Raw genomic sequence first — 12062 nt, forward strand, 5'->3', positions numbered from 1 at the left:
AGGGACCCGGAATGACCGAGGGACTTCGCCGCGGCCGGGCGGCCTGGCGGGCCGGGGGCCCTAGCGGCCGTTCGGCGCGGTCGGGTCGGGGGTGACGCCCGCGTCGGGCGCGAGGTCCGGGGCCAGCGGGTCGACGGAGGTCTTGGTGCCCGACCGGCCGCGCCCGACCGGGTCCCCCTGCGTCGCCGACGTGCCCTGCACGCAGATGACCTTCGGCTGCGGCTCGTACACGGTGGTCAGCGGGTGGTCGCGCTTGAGGACCTTGCCGTCCCGGTAGAAGACCCGGGTGACGGTGACGGTGAACCCCGGCCCGCCCTCCATCGGCAGGCAGCCGGGCTCGTTCGCGGACCTGGTCTCCGGCTGGGTCAGATCGGTCCGCCCTGAGGTCTCTACGTCGACCTGGTCGTACTTGCGCGTGCTCCACAGGACCACGGTCAGCGACGTGTCGGTGACCGTGGTCTGGACCAGCACGCCGTACTCGGTGTCGTTCTTCCAGCGCATGTCCTCTTCGGGGTAGGACACCGCCGCGTCCCGGCCCGGGGGGTAGCGCACGACGTGGAACCGGTGCGCGGTGTGGCCGACGTCCTCCAGCCCGGCGAGCAGCGCCGCGTTGTACATCGTCGTCGCCACCTGCGACAGCCCGCCCCCGGGGGCGAGGACCAGGCGGTCGTCCTCGATCGCCTGCGCCGAGACGAACCCGCGCGCGGTGGTCGGCTCGCCGACGGAGTCGTTCAGGGAGAACACCCCGCTCGGCTTCACCACCAGCCCGTTCAGCAGCTCGGCGGCCCTGCGGATGTTGACCACCCGGGGGGCGCAGCACGGGAAGTAGGTGGTGAACTCGCCGACCTTCTCCTTGATGGCGAGCCGCATGGCGTCCTCGTCGTCCAGCACCGGCTGGGTGATGGCCAGGGACACCGGGATCGTCCGGCTGCCGCCCGCGTTGATCACCTTGCTGACCGCGCCGGCGAGCTCGATGGCGTTGACGCCCTTGCCCGTGCGGGCGTGCACGAGCTTGGGGGCGCCGTTCACGATGACGAAGCCCGCCTCGCGTGGCGCCTCGGCGACCCCGACCAGCCTGGTCTCCAGGCCGTCCACCGCGCGCCACGCGTCGAACTGCGGGCGCACCACCCCGCGCTCGTCGGCCGCGAACCTCAGGTTGGCCGCGATGTCCTTCGGGGACAGGCGCACCCGCCGCCCGCCGTTGGTGAGGGTGATCGGCGCCGACACCGCGCGGCGCGCCGTGTCCAGCGCGGCGTCGAACAGGGCCTTGCCGGCCCTCGGGCGCACGGGCGTCACCGGCAGGGGTACGGCCGCCGGGGCGTCCACGAAGGCCCGCTTGATCGCGTCGGCGGTGGCCTGCCGGTCCAGGACCAGGCCGTCCTCGGGGGGGACGACCCGCGGCTTGGTGCCCCGGTAGACGATCGCGCCCTCGTGCGCGGTCCGGTCGACCAGGGTGGCGACCTTGCGGATGCGCTGGGTGAGCTTGGCGGCGTTCAGCGAGACCCTGAGCGGGAGCTCCCGCTCGCCGGTGAGGGCCTGCCATACGGCGAAGGGGCCGGGGAAACCGGTCTGGGCGTCGGCGACCGTGCCCTCGACGTCGATCGCCAGGCCGGCGTCACGCGGGTCCAGCACGCCCACCCGGCGGCCGTCCAGCATGAGGGCGACCGACTGCTGGTCGTTGCCGTCGAAACGCTGGTGGACGCGGTCGATCGCCTCGGTCTCGCTCAGGCTGCCGATGCGCACGTCGCCGACGCGCGTGCCCGGGAGGATCTTGCCCCACATGTACATCGCGGGGATCGCGTAGGCGAGCAGGAACACCAGGGCCAGCCCGCCGGTGAGGAGCAGCAGCAGCCGCAGCCTGGGCCGGTCCTCGGGTGGCTCCGGCGCGATGACCACGGTCGGTTCGGGCGGCGGGTCGTCGGCGCGGCGCACCCGGACGCTGGCGGTCATCGGCCACGGCTCGGGCGGGGGGGCCGGCGGGGGCAGCGTCACCGGCTGGGGAGGAAGCCCGGTGGAGCCGGGCGGCGGCGTGGTCGCGAAGATGTCGGCCGAGACGCCGGGGGGCAGAGGGGAGACGCCGGGAGGGAGTTTCTTGCGTCTGGCGGGGCCGCGCTCGGGCGCCTGGTCCTTGGAATACCGGCGGTCGGCGGGCAACGAGACGGGTGAGTCCGGACGCACCGCCGCGAACGGGTCGGGCGGCGGGTCGATGGACGCTCCGGCGTTCCGCACGCCTTCGTCTCCTCCCGGTCCGTACCGAATTCCCCCGCATCACCCTAAACCACCGACACTCGCAAATTCCTCTACATCGGTGGATGAATCCAGTCCCACGTATGCAGGAATTGAGCACAAAGTACGTACTTAGTACGGAAAACACACATGTGTCCACGCAAACCCACCCACAACACCCCCCGCCCGGCCCACCATCCCCACAAAGACATCGGATCCCTGCGCCCCGAACGCCCTTCACCGGACCCCGACACATCCGATCATTCCCACCCCAAGCGGGGCACCCCGCCTCGGGCGAACGATCCCCCGCACGCGCCCGGAGCACCGCGCCTCGTCCAGCGCGGGCCGGAACGCGAACCGACGCCTTGTCCAAATGCGGCCCCGAACGCGAACCCGACCGGAGCACGACGCCTCGTCCAGCTCCCCCGCACACGAACGCCCGGAGCACCGCGTCTCGTCGGACGCGGGCCCCGGGCGAACGTTGCGCCGCCTGCCCGGCCATCGCCGGGCCGCCGCCTGCCTACTCGGACACCCCGAGCCTCTCCAGGATCAGCTCGCGGGCCCGGCCCGCGTCGGCCTTGCCCCTGCTGGCCTTCATGACCCCGCCGACCAGCGCGCCGACCGCCGCGATCTTGCCGGAGCGCACCTTGTCGGCCGCGTCGGCGTTCGCCGTCAGCACCTGGTCGATGATCGAGGACAGCTCGCCCTCGTCGCTCACGATGCGCAGGCCGCGCGCCTCGACGACCTCGTCAGGGGAACCCTCCCCGGCGAGCACGCCTTCGAGCACCTGGCGGGCCAGCTTGTCGTTCAGCGCGCCGGAGGCCACCAGCGCGACCACCCTGGCGATCTGCTCGGGCGTGATCGGCAGGTCGGCCAGGGCCGTGCCGGACTCGTTGGCGCGCCGCGCCAGCTCGCCCATCCACCACTTGCGCGCGTCGGCGGCCGGGACGCCCGCCGTCACCGTCGCCTCGACCAGCGTGAACGCGTCCGCGTTGTGCATCGCCGCCATGTCCAGGTCGGAGACGCCCCACTCGGCCTGCAACCGCCTGCGCCGCACGGTCGGCGGCTCGGGCAGCTCCGACCGCAGCTCCTCCACCCACTCGGGGGTGGGGGCGATCGGCAGCAGGTCGGGCTCGGGGAAGTAGCGGTAGTCCTGCGCCTCCTCCTTGGAACGGCCGGGGGTGGTGGCGCCGGTGTCCTCGTGGAAGTGGCGGGTCTCCTGGATGATCCGGCCGCCCTCGGCGAGGATCGCCGCCTGGCGCTCGATCTCGCCGTGCACCGCCCGCTCGACGCTCCGCAGCGAGTTGACGTTCTTGGTCTCGGTGCGCGTGCCCCACGCGGTCGTCCCCCGGGGCATCAGCGAGACGTTCACGTCGCACCGCAGGGAGCCCTCCTCCATGCGGACGTCGGACACCCCGAGCGACCTCATCAGCTCGCGCAGCTCGGTGACGTACGCCTTGGCGACCTCGGGGGCCAGCCGGTCGGTGCCCTCGACGGGCTTGGTGACGATCTCCACCAGCGGGATGCCGGCCCGGTTGTAGTCGACGATGGAGTAGTCGGCGCCCTGGATGCGGCCGGTGGCACCGCCCATGTGCGTGGACTTGCCGGTGTCCTCCTCGAGGTGGACGCGCTCGATCTCGATCCTGACCGTACGGCCGTCCACCTCGACGTCGAGGTAGCCGTTGGTGCACAGCGGCTCGTCGTACTGGCTGATCTGGTAGTTCTTCGGCATGTCCGGATAGAAGTAGTTCTTCCGGGCGAAGCGGCACCATTCAGCGATGGTGCAGTTCAGCGCCAGGCCGATGCGGATCGTCGACTCGATCGCCTTGTCGTTCGCCACCGGCAGCGCGCCGGGCAGCGCCAGACAGACCGGGCAGACGTGCGTGTTCGGCGGCGCCCCGAAGGACGTCGGGCACCCGCAGAACATCTTCGACGCCGTCCCGAGCTCGACGTGCGTCTCCAGCCCGATCACCGGCTCAAAACGCGCGAGCGCCTCGTCGTACGGCATGACGGTGTTGGTCGTGGTCACAGGGCCGGAGCCTCCTTCAGCAGCGGGCCGCCCCAGCGGGATTCGAAGGCCTTTTCGAGGGCGGCGGCTACGCGGTAGCAGCGGTCGTCGCCGAGGACGGGGGCCATGATCTGCAGGCCGACCGGGAGGCCGTCCTCGTCGGCGAGGCCGCACGGCACCGAGATGGCGGCGTTGCCCGCCAGGTTGGCGGGGATCGTGCACAGGTCGGCGAGGTACATCGCCATCGGGTCGTCGGCGCGCTCGCCGATCGGGAACGCCGTGGTCGGCGTGGTCGGCGAGATCAGGACGTCCACCTGGTGGAAGGCCGCCTCGAAGTCGCGCGCGATCAGCGTGCGGACCTTCTGGGCCGAGCCGTAGTAGGCGTCGTAGTAGCCGCTCGACAGCGCGTAGGTGCCGAGCATGATGCGCCGCTTGACCTCCGCGCCGAACCCGGCGGCCCGGGTCAGCGCCATGACCTCCTCGGCGCTGTGGGTGCCGTCGTCGCCGACGCGCAGCCCGTAGCGCATGCCGTCGAACCTGGCGAGGTTGGACGAGCACTCGGAGGGGGCGATGAGGTAGTAGGCCGGCAGGGCGTAGGTGAAGCTGGGGCAGGAGACCTCGACGACCTTGGCCCCGAGGGACTCCAGCAGCTCGACCGAGTCCTGGAAGCGGGCCAGCACGCCCGCCTGGTAGCCCTCTCCCCCGAACTCCTTGACCACGCCGACGCGCAGCCCGCTGACGTCGCCACGGCGCGCGGCCTCGACGACCGGCGGCACCTCGGAGTGGATCGAGGTGGTGTCCATCACGTCGTGGCCGGAGAAGGCCTCGTGCAGCAGCGCCGCGTCCAGCACGTTGCGGGCGAACGGCCCCGGCGTGTCCAGCGACGAGGCGAAGGCGATCACCCCGTACCGCGAGGAGCCGCCGTAGGTCGGCTTCATGCCGACGATGCCGGTGACGGCGGCCGGCTGGCGGATCGAGCCGCCGGTGTCGGTGCCGGTGGACAGCGGGGCCTGGTAGGAGGCGACGGCGGCGCTCGACCCGCCCGAGGAGCCGCCGGGGATCCGGCCGAGGTCCCACGGGTTGTGCGTCGTGCCGTACGCGGAGTTCTCCGTGGAGGAGCCCATCGCGAACTCGTCGAGGTTGGTCTTGCCGAGGATGACCAGCCCGGCCTCGCGCAGGCGCGCGGTGATCGTCGCGTCGTACGGCGGGCGGTAGCCTTCGAGGATCTTCGACCCGGCGGTGGTCGGCATGTCCTTGGTGGTGAAGACGTCCTTGTGGGCGACCGGGACGCCCGCGAGCGGGCCGAGCCGCTCGCCCGCGGCGCGCTTGGCGTCGATCGCGCTCGCCTGCTCCAGCGCCGCGTCGGCGGCCACGTGCAGGAACGCGTGGATCTCGCCGTCGACCTCGGCGATGCGGTCGAGGTGGGCCTGGGTGACCTCGACGGCCGAGACCTCGCCTGAGGCGATCAGGGCGCCCAGCTCGGCGGCGGTCTTGCGGGTGAGACTCATGCCTCCTCCCCGAGGATGCGCGGGACGCGGAAACGGCTGTCCTGGACGGCCGGGGCAGCGGCCAGCGCCTGCTCGGGGGTCAGGCAGCGCCGGACCTCGTCGGGACGGTAGACGTTCGTCAGCGGCAGGGCGTGCGAGGACGGCGGGATGTCGTCGGTGGCGACCTCGGCGACGCGCGCGACCGCGCCGATGATCACATCGAGCTGCGCGGCGTAGTGGTCTAGCTCGGTGTCGGCCAGCGCCAGCCGGGACAACCGGGCGAGGTGAGCGACCTCGTCGCGGGTTATGGCGGACATGAGTCGTTAACCCGTTTCATGGATGGCAATTGGACAGTGTCATCCTAGGGCTCGCACCCGGACGTGACCGAACCATTAGGCCTCGTTCTCCGAGGCCATGACCGTTCCTGGGGCGTGAGGGGCACGTCGTGCGGCGCCCGGTGCCGCCCCCGGCGGCCGTGACGGACCGCTACAGTGCCGTGACCTCGGCGGATCCGCAGGCACGGTACGCCGGGGCGCTGAGCCGCTCCTGGAGCCAGGCCGTGGTCTCCGACGCCGGCATGGGCTCGGCGAACCGCCATCCCTGGCCGGAGTCGCAGCCCATCTCGCGCAGCCGCTGGGCCACCTCCTCGGTCTCCACGCCCTCGGCCACCGACCGCAGGCCGAGCGAGCGGACCAGGTCGACGATCGAGCGCACGATCCGCTCGTCGTCCACCGACTTCCCGAGCCTCTGGACGAACGACCCGTCGATCTTCACCTCGTCCACCGGGAGGCGCTGGAGGCGGACGAGCGAGGAGTAACCCGTGCCGAAGTCGTCCAGGGCCAGCGGGATCCCGAGCTCGACCAGGGCGTGCACCGAGTCGGCGGTGTAGGCCTGGTCGGTCATCAGGATGCGCTCGGTGACCTCGAGCTGGATCGCCTTCGGGGGGAGCCTCAGCCGGTCCAGACCCGCCTCGAGCTGGTCGGGGAGCGCCGAGTCGAGCAGGTCGCGTGCCGACACGTTCACCGACACCGGCACGTCGAGCCCGGCGTGCCACCACAGGGCGGCCTGTTCCAGCGCGGCGTCGATCACGTACTGGGTGATCTGCCGCATGAGGTACGACTGCTCGGCCAGGGGGATGAAGTCGGCGGGCGAGACCGGGCCCCGCTCGGGGTGCCACCACCGCAGCAGGGCCTCCACGCCCTCCACCATGCCCGACGCCAGGCACACCTTGGGCTGGTAGTGCAGCTCCAGCTCGCCCCGGCCGACGGCACGGCGCAGGTCGCCCAGCAGGTTGAGCCGCTCGGGGGAGTTGCGGTCCTTCTCGGCGAGGTAGACCTCGACGCCGGTGCGGCCCTCCTTGGCGAAGTACATCGCGACGTCGGACCGCTGGAGCAGCAGCTCGAAGTCGGGCGCGTGGTCGGGGTACAGCGCGATGCCGACCGAGGCGTCCATGTCGAACGTCATGCCTTCCAGGCGCACGGGCTCGGTGAGCGCCGCCCTGAGCCGGGCGGCCACCTCGCGGGCGGCGAAGGCGTCGCGCACCGTCGGCAGCAGCACGGCGAACTCGTCGCCGCCGAGCCGCGCGACGACGTCCCCGGGCCGGACGCTGTGGGTGAGCCGGTGCGCGACGATCTGCAGCAGCCGGTCGCCCACGGGGTGCCCGAGGGTGTCGTTGACCTCCTTGAACCGGTCGAGGTCGAGCAGGAGCAGGCCGACCCGCGCGTGTTCGCGCGCCTCGGCCAGCGCCTCCTCGGTGCGCAGGATCAGCAGCTTGCGGTTCGGCAGGGACGTGAGCCCGTCGTGCATCGCCTGGTGGTCGCGGCGCACCGACAGCGACGCGGTGAAGTACATCGTGGCGAGGGGGGCCACGAAGAGCGGGACCAGGGCGGGCGAGCGGCTCATCACGACCACGACCAGGGGGGCGAGGCCGAGGAGCGCGGCGTAGACGAGGCTCTGGTGCCCGATGGTCGTGCGGATCACCCGGAGCAGCGAGCGCCGCTCGTGCAGGGCCACGGCGCCGCACACCAGGATGCCGCGCACCACGAAGTACGCCAGGGCGGCCAGCGCGACGGCCGTGATGTCGGTGCCCTCGGGCACCCACGGGCCGGCGGGGTGGGGATGGTGGCCGAAGGCGCCGAGCACCACGGCCGCCGCGGTGGAGGCAAGGCTCACCTGCGAGACGTTGAAGACCACCCGGTGCCAGGCCCTGCGGTGGGACAGGCCGCTCACGACCAGCGCGAGCGAGTGGATCAGTACCGCCACCGACAGCCCGTCGTAGAGCAGGACGGCGAAGGTGAACAGCGTCGAGGTGGCCGTGCCGCCCGCCAGGCGGGAGGTGGAGACCACGATCGGCCGCAGTTCTCCCAGCACGACGAGGACCACGAGCACCCAGAACAGCGGTGTGCGCGTCAGATCGGCCAGCTCGCCGAGGCCGAGCCGGATCTCGGCGACCACCAGCGCCGCGAAGCCGGCGATGACGACCCCGGTCAGGTAGGTCCAGAGCGGGGAGAACGGCCGCGGTGCGGTGTCGCGCGTGTCGGATGGGTCCGTCATAGGCAAGTAAACCCCCAAGAGGTCACTATGGGAGGGTACGACCTCTGGGCCACTTCGCGAAACCGGTTGGGCACGTTCCGTCACCGAATATTTCTCGGATCCGGCTTTTCCTCTTCGTAACGAGCCTCGCGTCTGGATGACGAAAATTCAGGAAAAGTTCGCCGACTGCTGAAATTCGGGGTTCCAGGCGTACGGCGGCTACGCCTCCGCGGCGGGCTCGGGGGCGTCCGCAGGGGGGTCCGCGGGGACGTCTGGAGTGGCATCTGGAGTGGCATCTGGAGTGGGGAAGGCGTCCGGGCCGTCGGCGAGCAGGACGCCGAAGGCCGCCTCGTCGAGCAGCGGCACCCCGAGCTTGACGGCCTTGTCGTACTTCGAACCGGCGTTCTCCCCGGCGACCACGAAGGCGGTCTTCTTTGACACCGAGCTCGTCACCTTCCCCCCGCGGCTCTGGATGGCCGCGGCGGCCTCGTCCCGCGTGAAGCCCTCCAGCGTGCCGGTGACCACCAGGGTCAGCCCCGTGAGGGTCTGCGGGCCCTGCCCGGCGGGCGGCTCGTCCTCCATGCGGACCCCGGCCAGGCGCCAGCGCTCGACGATCTCGCGGTGCCAGTCCTCGGCGTACCACTCGTGGATGGACGCGGCGATGGTCGGGCCGACCCCCTCCACCACGGCCAGCTCCTCCACCGACGAGCCGAAGACGCGGTCGAGCGACAGGAAGTTGGACGCCAGGGCCTGCGCGGCCGTCGGGCCGACGTGCCTGATCGACAGGGCGACCAGCACACGCCAGAGCGGCTGCTTCTTGGCCTTCTCCAGCTCCGCCATCATGTGCTCGGCGTTCTTGCTGGGCTCGCCGCTCATGTTGGCGAAGAACGTGACGATCTTGGGCTCGCCGGTCTCCGGGTCGGTCTTGGGCAGGCCGGTGTCCTGGTCGCGGACGACGGACTTGATCGGCAGCAGCCGTTCGATCGTCAGGTCGAACAGGTCCGCCTCGGTGCGCACCGGGGGTTCCTGCGGCGGCAGCGGCGCGGTCAGCGCGGTGGCGGCGACGTAGCCGAGGCCCTCGACGTCGAACGCCCCCCGCCCCGCCGCGAAGAAGATCCGCTCACGGAGCTGCGCCGGGCACGAGCGGGCGTTGGGGCAGCGGATGTCGACGTCCGCCTCCTTCATGCGCCGCAGTTCGGTGCCGCACTCGGGGCAGTGGGTCGGCATCACGAACTCCCGCTCGCTGCCGTCGCGCAGCGCGGTCACCGGGCCGACGATCTCGGGGATCACGTCGCCCGCCTTGCGCAGCACCACGGTGTCGCCGATCAGGACGCCCTTGCGCACGACCTCGGAGGCGTTGTGCAGCGTCGCACGCTCCACCGTCGACTGGGCGACGACGATCGGCTTCATCAGGCCGAACGGCGTCACCCGGCCCGTGCGCCCGACGGCGACCTGGATGTCGAGGAGCTTGGTGTTGACCTCCTCGGGCGGGTACTTGAAGGCGATGGCCCAGCGCGGCGCCCGTGAGGTCGAGCCGAGCTGGCCCTGCAACGCGATCTTGTCGATCTTGACCACGACGCCGTCGATCTCGTACTCGGGGTCGTGGCGGTGCTGGCGGTAGTACTCGATGAACGCGTCGATCTCGGTGAGGTCGCCGACGACCTTGTACAGCTCGCTCACCGGCAGGCCGAACTCCCTCAGCCGGTCGTAGACCGCCGACTGGGTGCGCGGGAGCGGAGTGCCCTCCCAGGTGCCGACGCCGTGAGCGATCATCCGCAGGGCGCGCTGGGCGGTGATGCGCGGGTCCTTCTGGCGCAGCGACCCGGCCGCCGAGTTGCGCGGGTTGGCGAACGGCGGCTTGCCGGCCGCGACGAGCTGCTCGTTGAGCGTCTCGAAGCCCTCGACCAGCAGGAACACCTCTCCCCGCACCTCCAGCACGTCGGGGATGTCCTCGCCGGTGAGCCGGTGCGGGATGTTGGCGATCGTGCGCACGTTGGCCGTCACGTCGTCGCCGATCCGCCCGTCACCGCGCGTCGCGCCCCTGACCAGCCGGCCCTTCTCGTACACCAGGGCGATCGCCAGGCCGTCGATCTTCAGCTCGCACAGGTAGGGCCCGGGATCGGCCTCCAGCAGCCGCTCGGCACGGGCCTGCCAGGCCGCCAGGTCGGCGTCGTTGAAGGCGTTGTCGAGGCTTTCGAGCCGCCGGAGGTGCTGCACGGGGGTGAAGTCGCTGGAGATCGGCGCCCCGACCTTCTGCGTCGGCGAGTCGGGCGTCCGCAGGCTCGGATGCGCCTCCTCCAGCTCCCGCAGCTCACGCATCCACGCGTCGTACTCCCCGTCGCTCACCGTGGGCGTGTCGAGCACGTAATAGCGCCAGTTGGCGTCGTCGGCCAGCTCCGCCAGCTCGGCGTGGCGCTCCCGCGCGCCCGCCGGCGTGCCCTCCACCTCGGCAGCCATGCCGTCTCCCCTCATCGTTCGAACCCATGGAGAACGCTACGGGCACCGACGACCGGCCACGCCCTCACAAACGCGTTCTACCAGGGGAATCGTTCCTCCTACCATGCCACCCAGCACCGACATTTCCGCACGAAACCATCCATATCCACAAGCGGATTCGCAACCCTGTCCCGGCAGGAGCGGCGGCCATCTAGCCGGCGTCCTCGGGGGTGTCGCGGAGGACGACGGCGGCCTCGCGGCAGCGGGCCAGGGCGGCGCGGGCGTAGTCGGGGGAGGCTCCGGCGAGGCCGCAGGACGGCGTGAGGACGATCTGGTCGGCGAGCCCGGCCGGGTCGAACCCGAGCCTGCGCCACAGCTCGATGGCGGGCTTGGCGACCACGCCCTTGTCGGCCGGCCGGGTGCCGGTGCCGGGCACGACGCCGAGGAACAGGGCCGTCCCCGCCTCGATGGCCTCGCCGATGCGGTCCTCGTCCCGCCGCCTGAGCAGGGCGGCGTCCAGCGAGATCCCGTTCACGCCGGACGCGCGCAGCACCTTGAACGGCACCGCGGGCGCGCAGCAGTGCACGAGCGTGAAGATGTCGGGCGGCAGCACGGCGCGGAGGCGTTCGGCGGCGGTCGGGGGCTCCACGGCGGCGAGCCGCCCGAAGCCCGAGGCGGTCGGCACCGTGCCCTGCAGGACGCCGGGCAGGCCGGGCTCGTCGAGCTGGACCAGCACCTTGGCGCCCGGTACGCGGGCACGCACGTCGGCGACGTGCAGCGCCAGCCCCTCGGCCAGCGAGTCGGTCAGATCGCGCACCGCCCCCGGATCGGCGAGCGTCTTGTCCCCGTAGTGGAGCTCGATCGCGCCGGCCAGCGTCCACGGCCCGCACACCTGGATCTTGAACGGGCCCGTGTACCCCTGGGCGATCTCCTCCAGCGTGTCGAGATCGCGGGTCAGGTGGTCCCTGGCCCGCCGGGCGTCGCGTCCAGGGCGGTCCACGAAGCGCCAGCCGGACGGCTGGACCTCCACCGGCAGCTCCACCAGCAGGGACGCGCTGCGCCCGATCATGTCGGCGCCCACTCCCCGGCCGGGCAGCTCCGCGAGGTACGGCATGTCGGGCAGCTCGCCGAACACCACGCGCTGCGCCTCGGCGTAATCGTCACCGGGGTGGGAACCGACCCCGGTCGCACTCGCCGCGTTCCACGGAAACTCGTTCACGAACCGCAAGCTTAGAGACCATCTGGGCGGCCGGCCGTACGGCGACGCGGATGTCGCCGCCGGGGACTCCGCGGGGCTGGATCGTGGGCCCCTGGGGGGCGTCGGCGAGGGGTCCCGGACGACGAGGGCGGGCCGGGGGGCTTCGGGAGGGGCT

The 12062-nt window shown here is 71.9% G+C and carries 7 protein-coding genes; all 7 read right to left on the reverse strand.

The window, feature by feature from the left end:
- Positions 1 to 60: 60 nt before the first annotated feature.
- On the reverse strand, positions 61 to 2229 hold the full coding sequence (locus NYZ98_RS29425; protein ID WP_262846821.1) for a VanW family protein: 2169 nt from the start codon (positions 2227 to 2229) through the stop codon (positions 61 to 63).
- 517 nt (positions 2230 to 2746) lie between these two features.
- Positions 2747 to 4291, reverse strand: coding sequence for an Asp-tRNA(Asn)/Glu-tRNA(Gln) amidotransferase subunit GatB (gatB, locus tag NYZ98_RS29430; RefSeq protein ID WP_380707101.1), 1545 nt, complete (start codon positions 4289 to 4291; stop codon positions 2747 to 2749).
- The gene (gene gatA, locus NYZ98_RS29435) at positions 4252 to 5742 is read right to left on the reverse strand and encodes an Asp-tRNA(Asn)/Glu-tRNA(Gln) amidotransferase subunit GatA (protein ID WP_262846823.1); all 1491 of its coding nucleotides are present in this window, start codon (positions 5740 to 5742) and stop codon (positions 4252 to 4254) included. Before gatA ends, gatB begins: the two co-directional genes overlap by 40 nt.
- Positions 5739 to 6038: an Asp-tRNA(Asn)/Glu-tRNA(Gln) amidotransferase subunit GatC gene (gatC, locus tag NYZ98_RS29440; RefSeq protein WP_262846824.1), complete on the reverse strand. Its 300-nt coding sequence runs from the start codon at positions 6036 to 6038 to the stop codon at positions 5739 to 5741. Before gatC ends, gatA begins: the two co-directional genes overlap by 4 nt.
- 169 nt (positions 6039 to 6207) lie before the next feature.
- On the reverse strand, positions 6208 to 8274 hold the full coding sequence (locus NYZ98_RS29445) for a putative bifunctional diguanylate cyclase/phosphodiesterase (RefSeq protein WP_262846825.1): 2067 nt from the start codon (positions 8272 to 8274) through the stop codon (positions 6208 to 6210).
- A gap of 198 nt (positions 8275 to 8472) precedes the next feature.
- The gene (gene ligA, locus NYZ98_RS29450; protein WP_262846826.1) at positions 8473 to 10710 is read right to left on the reverse strand and encodes an NAD-dependent DNA ligase LigA; all 2238 of its coding nucleotides are present in this window, start codon (positions 10708 to 10710) and stop codon (positions 8473 to 8475) included.
- 190 nt (positions 10711 to 10900) lie between these two features.
- A complete protein-coding gene (locus tag NYZ98_RS29455) occupies positions 10901 to 11908 on the reverse strand; it encodes a methionine synthase (RefSeq protein ID WP_262846827.1) in 1008 nt (335 codons plus the stop codon).
- Positions 11909 to 12062 lie beyond the last annotated feature (154 nt).

Origin of the sequence: Sphaerisporangium corydalis, assembly GCF_025506355.1 — a bacterium.
GTDB lineage: Bacteria > Actinomycetota > Actinomycetes > Streptosporangiales > Streptosporangiaceae > Sphaerisporangium > Sphaerisporangium corydalis.

Bases quoted from the DNA above. Each gene is read 5' to 3' on its own strand.
- NYZ98_RS29445 (WP_262846825.1), bottom strand. From the start codon at position 8,274: ATGACGGACCCATCCGACACGCGCGACACCGCACCGCGGCCGTTCTCC.
- gatA (WP_262846823.1), bottom strand. From the start codon at position 5,742: ATGAGTCTCACCCGCAAGACCGCCGCCGAGCTGGGCGCCCTGATCGCC.
- gatC (WP_262846824.1), bottom strand. From the start codon at position 6,038: ATGTCCGCCATAACCCGCGACGAGGTCGCTCACCTCGCCCGGTTGTCC.
- ligA (WP_262846826.1), bottom strand. From the start codon at position 10,710: ATGGCTGCCGAGGTGGAGGGCACGCCGGCGGGCGCGCGGGAGCGCCAC.